Origin of the sequence: Thalassobacillus cyri (genome assembly GCF_900107755.1) — a bacterium.
GTDB classification, from domain to species: domain Bacteria; phylum Bacillota; class Bacilli; order Bacillales; family Halobacillaceae; genus Thalassobacillus; species Thalassobacillus cyri.
Genome location: NZ_FNQR01000009.1, coordinates 13,236 through 30,977, shown reverse-complemented (window position 1 = coordinate 30,977; position 17,742 = coordinate 13,236). Strand labels below are relative to the sequence as shown.

General features: G+C 44.3%; 15 protein-coding genes. 6 read left to right on the top strand and 9 right to left on the bottom strand.

Annotated elements, in window-relative coordinates; genetic code table 11:
* The first annotated feature begins 48 nt into the window (after positions 1–48).
* Positions 49–276, top strand: a complete 228-nt coding sequence (locus BLV00_RS11740; RefSeq protein ID WP_093045173.1) for a hypothetical protein — start codon at positions 49–51, stop codon at positions 274–276.
* A gap of 1 nt (position 277) precedes the next feature.
* Here BLV00_RS11740 and BLV00_RS11735 read toward each other — a convergent pair whose 3' ends face one another.
* From BLV00_RS11735 to BLV00_RS11725, 3 genes are all read right to left on the bottom strand, one after another.
* Positions 278–1,180 carry a Gfo/Idh/MocA family protein gene (locus tag BLV00_RS11735; protein WP_093045172.1) on the bottom strand — a complete coding sequence of 301 codons (903 nt, stop codon included), beginning with the start codon at positions 1,178–1,180 and terminating at the stop codon, positions 278–280.
* A gap of 323 nt (positions 1,181–1,503) precedes the next feature.
* On the bottom strand, positions 1,504–3,219 hold the full coding sequence (gene ggt / locus BLV00_RS11730) for a gamma-glutamyltransferase (RefSeq protein WP_093045319.1): 1,716 nt from the start codon (positions 3,217–3,219) through the stop codon (positions 1,504–1,506).
* Positions 3,220–3,425: 206 nt separating this feature from the next.
* Positions 3,426–4,874 (bottom strand): alanine/glycine:cation symporter family protein, encoded by a 1,449-nt coding sequence (locus BLV00_RS11725; protein WP_425441679.1) that lies wholly within the window; start codon positions 4,872–4,874, stop codon positions 3,426–3,428.
* A gap of 244 nt (positions 4,875–5,118) precedes the next feature.
* Here BLV00_RS11725 and BLV00_RS11720 point away from each other — a divergent pair, with 244 nt between their 5' ends.
* The 3 genes from BLV00_RS11720 to BLV00_RS11710 all read left to right on the top strand — a co-directional run bounded on the left by BLV00_RS11720 (position 5,119) and on the right by BLV00_RS11710 (position 8,792).
* On the top strand, positions 5,119–6,225 hold the full coding sequence (locus BLV00_RS11720; protein WP_093045171.1) for an oxidoreductase: 1,107 nt from the start codon (positions 5,119–5,121) through the stop codon (positions 6,223–6,225).
* Positions 6,226–6,434: 209 nt separating this feature from the next.
* Entirely contained in the window at positions 6,435–7,277 is an 843-nt protein-coding gene (locus BLV00_RS11715) for a glycerophosphodiester phosphodiesterase (RefSeq protein ID WP_093045170.1), read from the top strand.
* A gap of 453 nt (positions 7,278–7,730) precedes the next feature.
* Positions 7,731–8,792: an NAD(P)/FAD-dependent oxidoreductase gene (locus BLV00_RS11710; RefSeq protein WP_093045169.1), complete on the top strand. Its 1,062-nt coding sequence runs from the start codon at positions 7,731–7,733 to the stop codon at positions 8,790–8,792.
* A gap of 392 nt (positions 8,793–9,184) precedes the next feature.
* On the opposite strand, the gene nadA is transcribed toward BLV00_RS11710, so the two are convergent.
* The 3 genes from nadA to nadB are packed head-to-tail and all read right to left on the bottom strand — an operon-like array spanning position 9,185 to position 12,673.
* On the bottom strand, positions 9,185–10,291 hold the full coding sequence (gene nadA, locus BLV00_RS11705; protein ID WP_093045168.1) for a quinolinate synthase NadA: 1,107 nt from the start codon (positions 10,289–10,291) through the stop codon (positions 9,185–9,187).
* Complete coding sequence (gene nadC / locus BLV00_RS11700; RefSeq protein ID WP_093045167.1) at positions 10,288–11,142, bottom strand: carboxylating nicotinate-nucleotide diphosphorylase; 855 nt, start codon at positions 11,140–11,142, stop codon at positions 10,288–10,290. Before nadC ends, nadA begins: the two co-directional genes overlap by 4 nt.
* The gene (nadB, locus tag BLV00_RS11695) at positions 11,111–12,673 is read right to left on the bottom strand and encodes an L-aspartate oxidase (RefSeq protein ID WP_093045166.1); all 1,563 of its coding nucleotides are present in this window, start codon (positions 12,671–12,673) and stop codon (positions 11,111–11,113) included. The genes nadC and nadB overlap by 32 nt, the downstream gene beginning before the upstream one ends.
* A gap of 108 nt (positions 12,674–12,781) precedes the next feature.
* On the opposite strand from nadB, the gene BLV00_RS11690 reads away from it, so the two are divergent.
* A complete protein-coding gene (locus tag BLV00_RS11690; RefSeq protein WP_093045165.1) occupies positions 12,782–13,924 on the top strand; it encodes an IscS subfamily cysteine desulfurase in 1,143 nt (380 codons plus the stop codon).
* Positions 13,925–13,980: 56 nt separating this feature from the next.
* On the top strand, positions 13,981–14,943 hold the full coding sequence (locus tag BLV00_RS11685; protein ID WP_093045164.1) for a threonine ammonia-lyase: 963 nt from the start codon (positions 13,981–13,983) through the stop codon (positions 14,941–14,943).
* Positions 14,944–15,276: 333 nt separating this feature from the next.
* Here BLV00_RS11685 and BLV00_RS11680 read toward each other — a convergent pair whose 3' ends face one another.
* The 3 genes from BLV00_RS11680 to BLV00_RS22550 all read right to left on the bottom strand — a co-directional run bounded on the left by BLV00_RS11680 (position 15,277) and on the right by BLV00_RS22550 (position 17,589).
* Positions 15,277–15,534 carry a hypothetical protein gene (locus BLV00_RS11680; protein WP_093045163.1) on the bottom strand — a complete coding sequence of 86 codons (258 nt, stop codon included), beginning with the start codon at positions 15,532–15,534 and terminating at the stop codon, positions 15,277–15,279.
* A 24-nt stretch (positions 15,535–15,558) separates the two neighbouring features.
* Entirely contained in the window at positions 15,559–17,364 is a 1,806-nt protein-coding gene (gene glmS / locus BLV00_RS11675) for a glutamine--fructose-6-phosphate transaminase (isomerizing) (RefSeq protein WP_093045162.1), read from the bottom strand.
* A 96-nt stretch (positions 17,365–17,460) separates the two neighbouring features.
* Positions 17,461–17,589 carry a hypothetical protein gene (locus tag BLV00_RS22550; protein WP_281243018.1) on the bottom strand — a complete coding sequence of 43 codons (129 nt, stop codon included), beginning with the start codon at positions 17,587–17,589 and terminating at the stop codon, positions 17,461–17,463.
* Between the last annotated feature and the right edge of the window lie 153 nt (positions 17,590–17,742).

The following is a 17,742-nucleotide window of genomic DNA, read 5'->3' as shown; positions in this document are numbered from 1 at the left end:
AAGAATAGATTTATAAGGAATTTTCTTACATATTGAAAGGAGAATATTATGCTTCCCTCTGACTTTCTGGCAGCATCTATTGAGGTAACTGAAACCTCTTCGACTTATTACGATTTTTGGACTGCGATTCTGCCAATAACAATAATAACCTTCAACATACTAGCAGTACTGGCTGTCATCTTCGCGGTTTTTTATTTATTCAAACGGCTTAATAAGATTATCAAAAATCAAGAAAAGCTGATTCATTTGCTGCAAGAAACCAAGCGAAACCCCTGACCTACTCACCTATATATTGAACAATTCTTTCAGCAATCAGATGAGGTTCTAAATCTTGGGAATATCCGTACGGAGCTGTTGCTCCCTTTTCAACAGCTTCTAAAAAGGAAGCAGTCACGCTATGGAATCCGCGCTTCATAAGAGTCGGTTCCCAATCATTGTTCCCATGGATCAAAACGTCTTTATCCTTATGCGTTGCGATCTCGCTGACATTCATGACCGACCACGTTTCGCTGGCATTCATCAACTCTACTTTTTCTACATTAGCTCCTGCTTCCCGGTTCATCATTCCGATAGCTGTTCCCTCACTTGCTATCAATTGCAGGATGACATGTTGGAGTTTGCCATCTTTGCTGTTTCCATGGATACGGATATCATCAATTTGGTAGGGGAAAAGGTACAAAAGCGTATCAATCACATGGATAAAATCATCAAAGATGACCTCCCGAACATCACCAGCCTGGCGGCTGCGATTTTTCTCCATGACCATCATATTTGGGTACTTCAGTTCTTTCAGCTTCTGATAAGACGGAGCATACCTGCGATTAAATCCTACTCTCAACAGCAAGCCGTTCTTTTTGGCCTTTTCCATCAACCGGGAGGCTGACTCCCCATCGTTGGTGATTGGCTTATCGACATACACATGGATACCACGATCGAGCAGTTGATCGATGATTGCCTCGTGGGATTCCGTAGCAGAGTGAACAAATGCCGCCTTTATACCACTCTGAAGCCAGGTGTCAATATTTTGATATGTATGACGGATACGATACTTTTCCTTCACTTCTTCCAATACAGCCCCGTTCCTTGTACAGACATGGAGTTCAATACCCGCCGTCTGTGTCAACACCGGTAAATACGCCTTCTTCGCGATACCACCAAGTCCTATCATTCCTACTTTCATCCCAACACCTCTTTCACTTATATAGTTTCATTCTAACCCCGAGACTCTCCGTTAGCCATTAAAAAGACAAGCTACTGACAGTTTAGAGAGTGATAATTGTCTAGTAAACGCCAATGTTTTTAGTAAATGTTCTAAAATGTCGAGTAAATCTTCGAATTTGTCTAGTAAAATTCCGAAATTGTCTAGCTAAAGCCCTTTTTTGTCCAGTAAGGGATGACAGTTGTCGAGTATTCAACTACTTTTTCTAGTAAAAAAACAAGAAACTTGCCCTTCATTCCGACCATAAGAAAGAGGACAACCATCCGGTTGTCCCCTTTGCACCCCTATTTTCCAGCAGTTCGATCAAGACCAATAGCGATCCCTTCCCTTGTAGAGTCAGCTGCTCCGATGAAGCTGCCGTCCTCCATAATTCTTATCGCCTGGACATTACCAAGGTCACGTGAGGTGCTCCGCCATTCATGTCCCCAGTCTTCCATGGTCGCTCTTGTGCTTTCAGGTATCCCTTCCTCCCACAGGATTTCCGGGTAAGAAGAACTATAAATCCTTGGTTCTTCAATCGCATCTTGCAGCCCCATATCATAATCAATGACATTGATGATCGTTTGCATTACCGAAGTAATAATCGTTGGTCCCCCTGGTGAACCTACTGTCATGAATGGTTCGCCATCTTTAAATACAAGTGTAGGGCTCATGCTGCTCATTGGCCGTTTATTTGGCTCTACCTGGTTAGGACCACCCGGCACAGCATCAAAATCAGTCAGCTCATTGTTCAACATAAATCCATATTCTGGCACCATAATACCTGTACCGAATACCTGTTCAATCGTAGTTGTGTAGGACACAAGGTTTCCCCACTTATCAGCTACTGTGAAATGAGTAGTTTCACCGATTTCACGGTCGTCCGGCTGCTCAGCTGCTCCTTGAGGGGTTCCTTCCTGATAGGCCCAAGGGTTCCCTGGTTCTACTTCGTCATTCGCTTCCCAACGTTCAATCAAGGATCTTCTTTCAGCTAAATATTCCTCATTGAGCATTCCTTCCATTGGTACATCGATAAACTGGGTATCACCGATGTAGGTGTTCCGGTCTGCATACGCCAGGTGCATAGCTTCTGCGAGCAGGTGGTATTTTTCTGGTGATTTCACGTCGTAGCTGGAAAGGTCGAATCCTTCCAGCATTTTTAACATCTGTAATATTGTCAATCCGCCTGAACTTGGTGGTGACATGGAAGCTATTTCATAACCTCTATATGTTCCTGTCACTGGTTCATCTATGGATATTTGATAATTCTCCAGATCCTCGCTCGTCATACTGCCGCCAAAATCCTGGACGGTGTCAGCCAGGGCCTGGCCAATTTCTCCTCCATAAAAAGCATCCAGCCCATCTTTACGAATTTGCTTAAAGGTATGTGCCAGGTCTCTTTGGACTAAAAGATCGCCTTCTTGAAGCGGTTCGCCTCCAGGCATGAAAACATCTTCCGCTGCACTTCTCGCCAGTTTATCCTGATTATCAGCGATTGCAGCAGCAAGCACACTATTCACCTCTACCCCGCTATGAGCCAGCTTGATCGCTGGATTGATCAGTTGGCTGAACGGTTTTGTACCCCACTTATCATGAGCAGTCATCAGCCCTTTCAGTGTTCCAGGGACTCCAACAGCATCACCGCTGATATGTCGCTCGGAAAAAGGAATGACATTGCCATCTTCATCCAGAAACATATCAGGAGTTGCACCAGCTGGTGCACGTTCGCGGCTGTCAATAATAGATACATCATCGGCTTCCGCATCATATACCATCATGAAGCCACCGCCGCCAATGCCAGACATCATCGGTTCAGCTACATTAAGGGCAAATTGGATGGCAATGGCAGCATCCATGGCTGTCCCGCCTTTTTTCAGGACATCTGCTCCAATTTTAGAAGCAGCAGGATGAGCTGTAGCCACCATTCCTTCTTCACCATAGGCTACCTTATCTCCGCTTCGATCCGGCGCTTTGGCAAGCAAGCTAGAAGGAAAAGCCATGGCTAACACTAGAGCTAACATGACAAACACAGACAAAAAACGAGTCTTTTTCTTATTCAATTCAGTTTCCTCCTTTCTAGACTATCTTTTATTTTACTGAAAATTCTGAACTTAAAACAACCACGTTAAGACCTATTTAAGTAGTACCAGAGTCTCAAAAACCTACAAAATAGCTACAAATCCTACAAAAAATGAGAAGCCCCTTGGCGGGGCTTCTCATTAATCACTTATTTATCTTTATAGGTATTCTCTTTCCGTTCCCAGGCTTCCAGGTTTTTCACACCAGGAATGCTGTTTTTATAAAAAACAGGTACACGGCCTAATTTACGCTGCCTCTGATAGTCATCGAGTGCAGCAACTGCTAATTTCGTCAATAAGGCGATAGCGATCAAGTTGACTAAAGCCATGGAGCCCATGAACAAATCGGCTAATCCCCAGATAATCTCAATTTCACTCATAGATCCAACCAATACCATGATTAGAAATGCAATTCGGAACACCTGTACATACATTTTGTTTTCCGAAATGAATTGCAGGTTCGTTTCCCCATAATAGTAGTTTCCAAGCAGGGAACTGAAGGCGAAAAAGAAAATGGTAAGGGCTACTAAAGCATCAGCCCAAGGGCCAAGATGGGTGCTCAAGGCAAGCTGTGTCAATTGAATACCGTCCATTTCCCCGACAGTATGAACGTCTGCTAACAGGATGATAAATGCTGTAGAACTACAAATGATCAATGTATCCGTAAACACACCAAGCGTCTGAACAAGTCCTTGTTCAACCGGGTGTTTGACATAGGATGTAGCGGCTGCGTTCGGTGCACTACCCATACCGGCTTCATTCGAGAACAGCCCACGCTGAATTCCATTCATCAGTGCTGCACCGATTCCGCCTCCGGCAATTTCCTTAATCCCTAAAGCGTTGCTTACAATTAGAGAAACAATGCCTGGCAATTGATCGATATTGATTACCATAATTATAAATGCGACGATGATATAGGCAACAGCAAAAATAGGTACAATCACTTCCGCTACCACCGCGATACGCCGAATGCCTCCATAAATTACCACACCGATCATCGCTGCGATAATTGCTCCGATGATTAACGGGTGGATTTCATAAGCTCCTGTAAATGCCATTGCAATCGTATTGGCTTGCACGGCGTTAAAAATGAGCCCGAAACAAAGCGTGATCAGGATAGCAAACAAGACGCCCATCCAGCGCTTACCTAATGCTCTTTCCATATAATACGCTGGTCCGCCGCGGAATCCATTTTTATCTTTCACTTTGTACATCTGGGCAAGTGTACTTTCCACAAACCCTGTCGCTGCTCCAACTAATGCAATCATCCACATCCAGAAGACAGCTCCAGGACCACCTACTGAAATAGCGATCGCCACACCCGCCAGGTTTCCTGTACCAACACGGGCGGCTGTACTGATTGCAAATGCCTGGAAAGGGGTTGTCCCCTTTTTTTCTTTGAAACCAGTATGGTCTGTCCCCTTGATTAAAAGCAATACCATTTCTTTTATCAAACGGAACTGGACAAAATTGGTTTTAACGGTGAACCAGACGCCTAATGCAAGTAGTAAGCCAATCAATATATAAGTCCACAAAAGCGTATTACCTGCATTGACAAGATCACCGAGCCATGTATCCATGGTCAGCCATTTTTCCATCAAATCGCTCCTTTTAAGATTTTTGAAAAAATTTCACGCAATATTCATAATAACAAAAATGAAAATATAAATGAAACGATTACATAAATGTTCCCTGTTCCCCTCCTTAATGGTTTATTTTTACCCTTCCAAAATTCCTCTTAATCCTTTTTTTAACATCCATTCAATGATAAGCACGATGTTTGCTATTTTAGTTTGCGGAATTTAGTATAAGTTTCAACCTTTAAAAGAAAGGAAGTCAGATATGGTAAAACCACTCTTTTCTAATTTAAAAATAGCCAACCGCACTTTTAATAACCGCTTAGTTGTGGCACCAATGACTCGTGTCAGTGCTAATGATAATGGCAGTGCTAATGAACGTATGAAACAGTACTATGAACGTTTTGCGAAAGGCGGATTCGGCGCCATCATTTCGGAAGGCATCTATTTGGATGAAAGCTATAGTCAGGGATATGAAAATCAGCCAGGGATCGCTAACGAAAAACATGTGCAAGCATGGAAGCCTGTCGTAGATGCAGTCCATGATTATGATACTGTGTTCATTGCACAATTGATGCATGCTGGCGGCCAGGGGCAGGGAAATGCCTATGTCAACGGAACGATCGCTCCATCTGATGTACCACCGAAAGGCGAGCAATTAGAATTTTATGGTGGTTCAGGTCCTTTTCCAAAACCGAAACAAATGACAGAACAGGACATCGAATCTGCAAAACGAGCATTTGTAGATGGTGCGCGCTATGCTAAGCAGGCTGGTTTTGATGGGGTCGAAATCCACGGAGCTAATGGCTATCTGTTAGATCAATTTTTAACGGATTATTTGAATAAGCGGGAAGATGCATACGGTGGTTCCCTCGAAAAACGGATGCGCCTGATGCTTGAGGTTATTGAAGAAATTCGTGAGGCTGTAGGGGAAGAATTTATTGTCGGTATCCGGATTTCCCAAATCAAAGTAGCAGACCCTGATCATAAGTGGCCTGGAGGTGAAGAAGATGCATCGTTCATTTTCTCGGAGTTGAGTAAAACTTCTCTTGATTATATTCATGTAACTGATGCCGATGCAACTACGTCAGCTTTTGGCAAAGGGACTAGAACATTAGCAAAAGCAGCTAAAGACTTCAGCAGCCTCCCGGTAATAGCTAATGGTAAACTCGGGGATCCAGGAACAGCAGTTAAAATGATTGATAAAGAAGAAGCAGACCTCATTTCCCTTGGCACCAGTGCTCTGGCAAACCCTGACTTTCCTAATCGGGTCCACCGCGGTAAAGAATTAAGTGACTTCGATTTTGAGAATACACTACTCCCACACGCACACATCAAAGACAGTGAATTGAATAAGGAAATTACAGAATAACAAACAGCCAGGGAGCAAGTCCTCCCTGGTTGTTTGTTATATTAAAGAACCCCACCTATAGTTCTTTCACCCTATACACATTAACATTTTAAGGATATTGGACCTTAATTTTGTAATAATAGCTAAACAAAACTCGAACACCAATTTCATCCATACTCAATATTGCTTCGCTAGACTTATAGGTGAATATAGCGAAGGGAGAGAGGAAGATGAAACAATTTGTATCTTTATTATCAGTTGGGGTATTAGCTGTGTTGATGTTTTTTGCTCCGGGAGAAAACGCCTTTGCAAGTGAGGGCACAGCTACGAAAGCACAGAAGCAAGTACTTAACATTGCTCACCGGGGAGCATCTGGCTATGCACCGGAAAACACGATGGCTGCTTTTGAAAAAGCCGTTGAAATGAAAGCAGATATGTTTGAGCTGGATGTACAAATGAGTAAAGATGGAGAATTGGTGGTTATCCATGACACGACGGTCGACCGCACTACAGACGGAACAGGAAGTGTAAAAGATCTAACACTGGAAGAGATGAAAAGCCTTGATGCTGGGAGCTGGTTTAGTGAAGCATTTGCCGATGAAACTATCCCTACCCTTGGCGAAGTCCTCGATGAATACAAAGGAAAGAGCGGAATTTTGATCGAATTAAAAGCACCTTCCCTCTACCCAGGCATCGAACAAAAAGTTGCCGATGAGCTGACAGCCCACCATTTAGACAAGCCGGAAAACGAAAAAATCATCGTCCAATCATTCGACCATGAATCCGTTCAAAAGTTCCACGATATTCTTCCAGAAGTGCCAGTCGGTGTCCTGCTTGGTTACAACCCGGAAGGCATTTCAGATGAACAGTTGGAAAGTTTTAAAAAATATGCAGACTACGTCAACCCTAGCAAAAGTATGATCGATGCCTCTCTAATAGAAAGAATCCACGACTTCAACATGTTAACGCACCCCTGGACAGTCCGAGACCGTGAATCTGCAAATTTCTTATTAGAAGTTGGTGCTGACGGTATCATTACAGACTATCCAGATTACGTTGATCCACGCCCATAACATAACAAACACTTTCCATTAAAGGCCGGCTCACCAAGAGCCGGTCTTTATTTATAGGTAAAGAGCATCAACTAGAGTTTTAAAGGTAAAACTGAATGTAATGGAGATCCACTTTTCATCAATCAAACGTTTGAACAAGGGAAGCTTTTTTGTCGATTACCACTTAGCAAATGAAAGCTTCTGTCGAAAATGAGAAACTTACGGTCCCCTCCCCTACTGTATGGCAATTTCTGTGTGTTCTGTCCCATTTATCTACTCTATATCGCTCAAGTTCCAGATTTTACCATCGGGGTAAAATTTAATTAACACTAATTGAATGGTTTCTATAGGATTTTTCTAGTCTTAGGACATATTTTTTGATACTCTTTAGGATGGAGAGAAAGAAAGCGGTTTTACATGTGGGGTCCAGGCATTTCATCGGATAGACAGTATAATGTTAAAAGGGGTATAACTATGAAGAGATTAGTCATTTTAGGCGGCGGATACGGCGGGGTTAAAATATTACTGAACCTGATTGATAATGATCTGCCGAAAGACGTCCATATCACCATGATCGATAGGAACCCGTACCACTCCTTGAAAACGGAATTCTACGCGATTGCAGCTGGAACGGAATCGGACAAAAATGTTCGTATCGAATTTCCAGATCATGACCAAGTCGATTATGTATATGGAGAAATAGAAAAAATCGATACGGATCAAGAACAAATCATCGTCCGGGACAATAGAGAACCAGTCGAATATGATTATTTAGTCATTGGACTGGGTTGTGAAGATAATTACCACGGTATTGAAGGCGCAAAGGAATTCACCGAAAGTGTCCAGACATTTGCCAAAGCGCGACACACCGGGATTGCCATAGGTAACTTGAAAGCCTACGGAATGGTGTCGGTAGTCGGCGCCGGCTTAAGCGGAATCGAAGTCGCTTCGGAAATCAGGGAAAGCAGGCCAGACTTGAACATTCGGCTGTTGGATCGCGGGGAAACCGTGTTAAGAGCTTTTGATAAAAAGATTCAGGATTACGTAGAAGAATGGTTCGAAAAGAATGATGTTGAAGTCATCCATAATGCCAACGTCGAATATGTGGAAAAAGACGGAGTATGCAACAATGGAATCTGTTATGTGAATGACGTGACGATTTGGACCGCCGGTGTGCGGCCGAATGTTTTAGTACGGGAGCTTCCGTTTGAAAAGGATGCCCAGGAGAAAGTCATTCTTAATGATTATTATCAGGTCCCTTCACAACCAAACGTGTATGTGGTTGGTGACTGTGCAGCCTCTGAGCATTCACCAAGTGCTCAGCTTGCTGGACAGCAGGGTGAACAAATCGCTGAAGTATTATCAGCGATCCTGAAAGGCAAGGAACCGGATAAACCAGGTGAAATCAAATTGAAAGGCGCCCTTGGTTCGCTTGGTAAATCTGATGGATTCGGAAATATGCTCCAGAAACCTGTAACCGGGCTGTTGCCACGTCTGGCCAAATCAGGCGTCCTATGGTTGAACAAACGACATTAATAGAACAAAAGCGCAAGCGCCTTGTTCACCCCCGACAAGCTTAAGCCAAGCCTCACCGTGACGTTTGTTGTACTTTAATACAGACTAACTTTATTAAGGATCAAAGTATAAGAAAAACACTAGGAAGCGGCGATAAGCCAAGTTTTTCTAATCACAAAGGGGATTGACTTAAGACCTCGAGGGGGGTAGGCGCTGGCCGATGAAAACGCCACGTCCTCAAAAAAGACTTTGTCTTTTCTGCGAAGTACTTTCAAAGAAGTAGTTCTAGTGGGGCGTCATTGGCACTAGCACGTCCTGTGCGTCGGAGCTGGATGCAGCCCGCATGAATCGAAGAAAGCAGCCGATCAGCTTGGTCCTGATCGACTGTTTTTATGGACTTTAATGAAGGAGGATTATGCTCTTGCCAGCATCCGGTCTAATGCTTTCCTGGCATCTTTTGCTATGTCCTTATTCACTTCAATGACATTAGGATGCTCACCTTGCTCTATGGCTTCCAGACACCATGCTAAATGGGGGAGATCAATGCGATTCATCGTAAGGCACGGACACATATTCGGGTTCAAAGAGATAATATGTTTATCCGGGTTCTCCTTAATGAGCCGGTTGACGAGATTCATTTCTGTACCAATCGCCCAGGCACTTCCAACTGGAGCGTTTTTGATTGTTTGAATAATAAAATTGGTCGACCCGGCTTCGTCAGAAAGGTCTACCACTTCCCTCCTGCACTCGGGGTGAACGATGACTTTCATGTTAGGGAATTGTTCACGAACTTGCTTTACGTTAGTAACCGTAAAGTTTTCATGCACAGAACAATGCCCTTTCCATAAAATCACTTTGACTTCTTCCAGCGGACAATCGTGAAACAATCGCTCCAGCATTGGATCCCAAACTGCCATTTGGTTAAGTGGGATTCCTAAATTAAAGGCTGTATTACGCCCTAAATGCTGATCAGGTAGAAATAGGATCCGTTCTTTTTGTTTAAATGCCCAACTTACCATTTTTTCCGCATTGGAAGAGGTGACAGTAGCCCCTTCATGTTTTCCGACAAAAGCTTTGATGGCTGCAGTCGAATTGACATAAGTGAGTGGAAGAATCGTATCCCCAAATAACTCAATCAGCGCTGTCCAGGCTTTTTCCGTCTGGTTCAAATCAGCCATGTCTGCCATCGAGCAACCCGCCCGCATATCAGGAAGGTATACCGTTTGGTCCTGTTTCGTTAAAATATCTGCCGTCTCAGCCATAAAATGAACACCACAAAAAACGATCGCTTCCGCATCCTGATTTTCCGCAGATAGTTGGGCCAGCTTCAACGAATCCCCACGAGCATCGGCGAATTGTATGACTTCATCTTTCTGATAATGGTGTCCGGGTAGAAACAGCCGCTTTCCCATACGCTCCTTCACTGCCTGGACTCGTGCTTCAAGTTCTTCCACAGACATGTTTTTATACCGCGCAGGCACGGTCGGATTTTTTTGCTCTAATGTTTCTAAGACGTTCATTTTACAAGACTCCTTTCTAAGACAGGTACTTTCACACTGATATCAAGAGCAGGTGCCGAATGGGTCAAACATCCGAGGGAGATATAATCCACGCCACAATCACGGAACAATCCTAATTGCTCGACTGCTATGCCGCCGGATGCCTCTGTTTTTATGGAGGAAGGAACGAGTTGGACCAGCTCTTTGATTTCATCCGGGGTACGGTTATCCAACATGATACAGTCGACTTCCGCTCCCACAGCTTCTATCACTTGTTCCCTGGTTTCTGTTTCTACTTCAATTTTGACCATGTGACCCAGTTTTTCTCTAAGCTTCACTACAGCACTGGTAAGCGATCCTGCAAAAGCGATATGATTGTCCTTCAACATCACGGCATCATAAAGGCCGTTGCGATGATTGTATCCTCCTCCAGTCCGAACCGCATACTTTTCCAGCATCCTAAGTCCTGGAGTCGTTTTCCTCGTATCACAAATTCTTGTATGATTACTGTCCAGATTTCTGACCGCTTTCCTTGTCAAAGTAGCAATACCGCTCATCCGCTGCAGAAGGTTTAATAGGACACGTTCTCCTTTAAGAAGACTGGCCATGTTTCCGTATGCTCTGGCAATTGCATCACCTGCATGCACCTCACTGCCATCCTGTTTGAATAACTCTACCTCAACTTTCGGGTCAAGCATTTCAAACCCCGCACGGATGATTTCGATTCCGCACAATACACCTGTCTGTTTGGCAAGGAATCGGACCTCCCCTTCCGTATTCTTATCGAACAATACATCACTTGTAATGTCCTTATCTCCGATATCCTCGATAAAAAACGTTTCAAGTGAACGCCGGAGCATTAATAGATTCATAGATTTCACCCTGCTTTCTATTTTTATGTAACCGAACATGTCTATGTTGCCAATCGGACCTTTCCAACGGGAAATCCTGTCTAAAATGGCCACCTCGGCTCTCTTCCCGTTCCAACGCAGAGGTTGTAATCAACTTTGAAGTGATGACCATGAATACACGGCTGATTTGGCCGATTGTCAGCGTATCCATATTCTCCGGGAGGGAAAACGAATCCAGCCATTCCTGTTGCAGGATCAGTTCGTTTTTATTCCGTATGATGCCAACTCGCTTCATCATTGATTGCTGAATTTCTTCCATAGAAGGGAGTATGACTTCACGGTTTTCCTCCATAGGTCGGGGAGCCTGGAAGCTGATTACCTCTTTCGAATGATGGTTGATATGCTGAGCCAACCTTTTTCCATATACCAGCCCCTCTAATAACGAATTGCTGGCGAGCCGGTTTGCACCATGGACCCCTGTACAAGCTACCTCTCCGATGGCATAAAGTCCCTTCACCGTTGTGCCTCCCACATCGTCTGTCCGAATGCCTCCCATCAAAAAATGACAGCCCGGGGCAACTGGAATTTTCCCCTCTTCTACAGCAATTCCGTGCTTCTCACATAAGCGAGTAACTGTAGGAAACTTCCTGGTAAAATTGTCGATGCAGGTAATATCTAAAAACACCTCTCTCCCTTGCTGGATGTGGTTATAAATAGTCTGTGCCACAATATGACGAGGGGCTAAATCTTCCAAGGGGTGTACTCCTTTCATAACAGGCATACCTTCTTCATCAACCAGGAACGCCCCCTCCCCCCGTACCGCTTCAGAAACCAATCCTTTTATATCTCCATTTATGGATAACAAGGTAGGATGGAATTGGACAAATTCCATGTCTACAAGTTCGGCCCCAGCGAGATATCCAAGGGCAAGTCCATCACCTGTCACGGTTTCGGCGTTGGAAGTGGCATCATAAACTCGCCCACATCCCCCGGTTGCCAGCACAACATGGGGAGCCAGATATGTCTTTTTCGTACCTCCACGATGCTTGCTTTTTACCCCGTAACAACTACCTTGCTCATCAGTGAGCAATTGATAGACAAATTCATGCTCTTTGACTCTTACATTCGGTCCAATCTTTTGTAAAAGGCAATTGATAATCCACTTTCCTGTTTGATCCCCACCTCCATGAACAATTCGATTGCAGGAATGGGAGCCTTCTCTCCCCAACCTCAGTTCCCCCCGATAGTTCCGATCAAAGTCACATCCAGCTTCAAGCAAATCGCCGATGACAGAGGGAGCCTGTTTCGTCAATTGAATCACTGCTTCGTGGTCGTTGATCCCTCTCCCCGCCTCCAGTGTGTCCCTATAATGATCATAAGGGTCATCTTCAGCTCCTACTGATGCTGCAACCCCACCCTGAGCAAGAAAAGAATTGCCGGTCTTTATTTCTGACTTTGTGAGTATAATCACATTAACATCCCTGCGTAAGTTGCCAATCAGCTGTAAAGCAGCGATACCACTTCCGATGATAATTACATCTGCCTGTTCCACCGTGTTATCCCACCTTTTATTTTACATGTGTCTTGACACTTATATTTACACAGAATTACACTTATGACAAGTGCTTTTTTCTGGAATGCCGAAAAAGGAGTGGAGAGCATGAAATATTTTGATTACGCGGCCACCTGTCCAATTGATGACACGTCTTTAGAAGTATATAGTCAAGCAGCCAAAAACTATTTCGGAAACTCAAGCAGCCTGCATGATCAAGGCACTCAAGCAAACTCACTGGTCGAACACTGCCGCAAGACGCTGGCTGATCAATCAGGCGTTCAAAAAAAGGGGATTTATTTTACCAGCGGAGGGACGGAAAGCAACCACATCGGTTTATCCGTATTAGCTAAAGCCGGGGAAGGGAAACACATCATTACTTCTCAGGCAGAGCATTCCTCGGTTCACAATGCCTTAGAAAAACTAGAAAAAGAAGGCTATGAAATTACAAGAATCCCCTTTACGGAAGAAGGCACCATTGACCTCGGAGCATTAGAAGCTGCTATACGAAAGGACACTGTACTGGTTTCCATCCAAACGATGAATGGGGAAATTGGCACCCTGCAACCCGTGGAAGCAATCTATTCCATTTGCCAAAAATGGGGAGCCCTTTTTCACAGTGACTGTGTCCAGGCGTTTGGGAAAGTAGACTTTCGAGCATACACGAAGTACATGGACAGTTTTTCAATATCGAGCCATAAAATTTACGGTCCAAAGGGAGTGGGAGCGTTATACCTTTCTCCGTCCATCTCCATTAGTCCGGACCTTTATAACGGCTCCCATGAAAAAGGAGTTCGTGCAGGTACAGTGAATGTGCCTGGAATAGCAGCCTTTACTACCGCTGCCCAGGAAAATATTAGCCAGATGAAGGACCACCAAAAACATATGGTTGCCTTAAAATCCACTTTTGAACAAGCAATGCTTCCAGTTCAACATAAGCTTCATTTCATCGGCAGGACAGCTGATGATGCTCCTATTATTGGTCTGACCCTTGCTGGTACGGAAGGCCAATGGGCCATGCTGGAAGCCAATCGGAAAGGCTACGCCATATCAACCGGCAGTGCCTGTACAATTCACGACCATGCGCCAGCCAAAACATTGCTGGCTATGGGATATCCGGAGGAAACAGCCAGAACATTTATCCGTATATCTTTTGGCAAACATACGACCGCAGCAGACGTCCAAGGGTTAGCAGACTGCCTGATTGCCATGATGACCGTCAGTAATCCAACCGTAAGAGCCGAAGTCTGAATTTTGAAATCCCTTCTGCTAGAATAATAGTAATGTAATCAGAAAGGGGTATCCTGATGATCAATGTACAAGATATCAAAACAGCACAAGAAAATATTACTGATACCATTCATACTACGCCGATCCTGCAGTCCGCACAGCTCTCCAAGCTGTGTAATAATCAGTTATTTTTGAAATCAGAACACCTGCAAAAGACAGGCTCATTTAAAATCCGCGGTGCAACGAACAAAGTAAAACAAGCAGTCAAAGAAGGCGCAAAATCAATCACCGCCGCTTCTTCCGGCAACCATGGCCAGGCTGTAGCTTATATCGCTAACCAGCTGGACATCCCTGCTACTATTGTAGTGCCTACAGACGCCAACCAATGTAAAACGAATGCTATCCAGGCTTACAATGGCAAAATCGAATCCTGCGGCACAACTTCAGCTGAACGGATACCAAGAGCAAAAGAGCTCGCTGAAGCACAGTCAGGTATCTATATACCGCCCTATGATGATCCTTACATCATGGCTGGTCAGGGGACCGTTGGTCTGGAAATACTTGATCAAGTGAAAGATGTAGACGCAGTTGTCGTACCGGTAGGGGGCGGCGGACTCATTTCCGGTATCCTGACAGCTATAAAAGAAACCAACCCGGCTGTCAAAGTATATGGGGCAGAGCCCGATTCCGCTAATGACACGTTCCTCTCCCTACAGAATAATAAAATCACTGCTATCCCAGCTACCAGAACGATTGCTGATGGACTGCGCACATCACAGCCCGGTGATCTGACATTCCCTGTTTTGCAAAAATATCTTGATGAGCTCGTATTAGTCTCGGAAGAGGAGATCCGCTTCGCCTTCAGCTTTGTCATGGAGCGAATGAAGCAGCTGATTGAACCATCCAGCGCAGTTGCCATTGCGGCGATGATTAATGGTCGTCTGCCTTTGGAAAACAAAAAAATCGTTACCGTGGTGTCAGGAGGGAATGTGGATATAGGAAAAATCGAAGAGCTGATCGTTAATACAAATATTAAATAGAACAAAAGCGCAAGCGCCTTGCTAGTAATGACGTTCGACAAGCTTAAGTCAAGCCTCGTCGTGACGTTTTTTGTACTTTCATTCCAATGCAGTTTAATAAAGGTTTAAAGTATAAGTAAAACTAAGGCTTTCGCCATAAACCATTGGCGATAAGCCGAGTTTTCCTAATCACAGAGAGGATTGACTTATGACCTCGAGGGGGTAGGCGCTGGAGCTGGATGCGGCTCACTACAAAATGTTGCCGACAACCATCATTTTTTATAATTTCCTAGAATAACACAAAAATGAACCCAGTTACTAAATGTAACTGGGTTCATTCGTAATTTTATACGTTTATTTTTCGATAGACTCGTCAAATAAATCGGTTAATTTAGCGACATTCTCATAGGTGAACTCAAAAGCCATCCTTATCTCACCATATCCTGGCTGATAAACATAACCTTGAACCTCATAGCTGTTGTCATTTTCTCTGACTTTTGTAAGGTGGAAATAACGCTGAATGTACTGCGCCATTTCTTCCAGTTTTCTGTTACGGACCTTGATCCATTGTTCCCTAAGTTCTTCTGTCGGAAAATCCGATTCCTTTAGCATGTGTACACTCCTTTTGAGAGTTATTTATTCCACTGTAACACTTTTTGCAAGGTTACGTGGCTTATCTACATCACAATCACGGTGAAGGGCTGCGTAGTAAGAAATCAACTGCAATGGAAGTACAGAAACGATCGGTGTCAGCAGTTCATGTACTTTCGGCAGTACAAAACTGTCGCCGTCTTTTTCCAGTCCTTTCATGCTGATTACACAGGCATTCGCTCCCCGGGCAATGACTTCTTGCACATTTCCGCGGATGGAGTCATTGACAGCCGCTTGAGTAGCAAGGGCGATGACTGGTGTCTCTTCTTCAATTAAGGCGATGGTTCCATGCTTCAATTCCCCGCCGGCAAAACCTTCTGCCTGAATATAGGAAATTTCTTTAAGCTTCAATGCGCCTTCAACACCCACGTAGTAATCGATGCTGCGACCAATAAAGAAGCAGTTGCGTGTGGTTTCCAGGAATTCATGGGCTAAATCTTCAAATACTTCTTTTTGATCGGCCATTGCTTCCATTGCGTTTGCTACAATGGCAAGTTCCTGCATCGGATCGAAGGCTAGATCGATTCCTTTGGCATTTGCTGTATCTACACCGAGGATAGCCAGCACTGCCATTTGAGCTGTATAAGCTTTCGTTGAAGCTACGGCGATTTCTGGGCCTGCATGCAAATGTAAGGTGTAATCCGCTTCACGAGAAAGGGTAGAACCTGGCACATTCGTAATTGTCAATGCCGGGTGTCCCAATTCTTTTGTCTGAACCAGTACGGCACGGCTATCCGCGGTTTCCCCACTTTGAGAAATATAGACGAACAACGGTTTCTCGGACAACAATGGCATGTTGTAGGAGAACTCGCTTGCTACGTGTACTTCCACAGGGATTTTCGCGAACTTTTCAATGAACTGCTTACCAATCAACCCTGCATGGTAGCTGGTACCTGCAGCGATGATATAAATACGGTCACAATCCTTCATAGCCTGGCGCACATCCGGGTCCAGTTTAATTTCATTGTCTTCGTTCTGATATTCTTGGATGATTCGACGGAGCACTAACGGCTGTTCATCAATTTCTTTCAGCATAAAATGAGGGTATGTTCCCTTCTCAATATCTGATTCATTCAGTTCAGCTGTGAATGGCTCACGTTCTTCGACTACAGAGCCATCCAGCTTTAGGATTTCTACAGATTCGCGACGCAATAGGACAGTTTCTTTATCCATCAGTTCAAGATATTGATCTGTTACTTGAAGCATCGCCATCGAGTCACTGGCAACGACATTGAAGCCGTCTCCCAATCCCACTAGAAGGGGGCTCTTATTTTTAGCAATATAGATCGTATCCTCATCTTCTGCATCAATTAATGCAATCGCATAAGAACCTTTCAATAGTTCAACAGCTTTACGGAATGCAGCCGCTACGTCCTTCATTTCATTATACAATACTTCAATCAACTGTACGATGATTTCTGTATCTGTTTGGCTCTTCAATTCAACATTGGAAAGGTATTCATCGCGTACCTCCAGGTAGTTCTCGATAACCCCATTGTGCACAATATTGAAACGGCCGGATTGACTTTGATGCGGGTGAGCATTTTCCTGACTTGGCGGTCCGTGTGTTGCCCAGCGTGTATGCCCGATTCCAAGTGTTGCCTTGACGTTACTATCGACAGCTTCACGAAGCTGTGCGATGCGTCCTTTTACTTTTGATATATACACATCTTTATCGCTCAACGTCGCAATACCCGCAGAGTCATAGCCACGGTATTCCAGCTTTTCCAGTCCTTTTAACAAAATTTCTTTCGAATCATCATATCCAATATATCCTACAATTCCACACATGTCGGTACATCCTCCTTAAATCTCCTCAGAAGGGGCAGAGACCGGCACCCATGAGGGGCAAGCTCTCTGCCCCTTTCTCGTGTTTTAATTCTTGCACTACGCCCAGCTTCGTTGTCCAAAAGAGTCGCCTCTTTGTTTTAAAAACTGAACAAACGGTTGAAGTGCCGCAACCGGGAGGCATCCGCCGAAGTCTCGATGAACCTCCTCCTCGTCAACTATTTTCATTACGAACCGAAAATAGCCCTGGCGCTTTTAAATTTATTAAACTGACATGTCCCTCCTTGTTTTTCTTAAATGCACCCTTACTCCATTAACCTGCATAAGCAACCTTTAAACCTGCCGGCCAAAAAAGCAAGGCTACTAATCATTTTACTCGAG

Bases quoted from the DNA above. Each gene is read 5' to 3' on its own strand.
- BLV00_RS11740 (WP_093045173.1), top strand. From the start codon at position 49: ATGCTTCCCTCTGACTTTCTGGCAGCATCTATTGAGGTAACTGAAACC.
- BLV00_RS11735 (WP_093045172.1), bottom strand. From the start codon at position 1,180: ATGAAAGTAGGAATGATAGGACTTGGTGGTATCGCGAAGAAGGCGTAT.
- ggt (WP_093045319.1), bottom strand. From the start codon at position 3,219: ATGTTAGCTCTAGTGTTAGCCATGGCTTTTCCTTCTAGCTTGCTTGCC.
- BLV00_RS11725 (WP_425441679.1), bottom strand. From the start codon at position 4,874: ATGGAAAAATGGCTGACCATGGATACATGGCTCGGTGATCTTGTCAAT.
- BLV00_RS11720 (WP_093045171.1), top strand. From the start codon at position 5,119: ATGGTAAAACCACTCTTTTCTAATTTAAAAATAGCCAACCGCACTTTT.
- BLV00_RS11715 (WP_093045170.1), top strand. From the start codon at position 6,435: ATGAAACAATTTGTATCTTTATTATCAGTTGGGGTATTAGCTGTGTTG.
- BLV00_RS11710 (WP_093045169.1), top strand. From the start codon at position 7,731: ATGAAGAGATTAGTCATTTTAGGCGGCGGATACGGCGGGGTTAAAATA.
- nadA (WP_093045168.1), bottom strand. From the start codon at position 10,291: ATGAACGTCTTAGAAACATTAGAGCAAAAAAATCCGACCGTGCCTGCG.
- nadC (WP_093045167.1), bottom strand. From the start codon at position 11,142: ATGAATCTATTAATGCTCCGGCGTTCACTTGAAACGTTTTTTATCGAG.
- BLV00_RS11690 (WP_093045165.1), top strand. From the start codon at position 12,782: ATGAAATATTTTGATTACGCGGCCACCTGTCCAATTGATGACACGTCT.
- BLV00_RS11685 (WP_093045164.1), top strand. From the start codon at position 13,981: ATGATCAATGTACAAGATATCAAAACAGCACAAGAAAATATTACTGAT.
- BLV00_RS11680 (WP_093045163.1), bottom strand. From the start codon at position 15,534: ATGCTAAAGGAATCGGATTTTCCGACAGAAGAACTTAGGGAACAATGG.
- glmS (WP_093045162.1), bottom strand. From the start codon at position 17,364: ATGTGTGGAATTGTAGGATATATTGGATATGATGATTCGAAAGAAATT.
- BLV00_RS22550 (WP_281243018.1), bottom strand. From the start codon at position 17,589: ATGAAAATAGTTGACGAGGAGGAGGTTCATCGAGACTTCGGCGGATGC.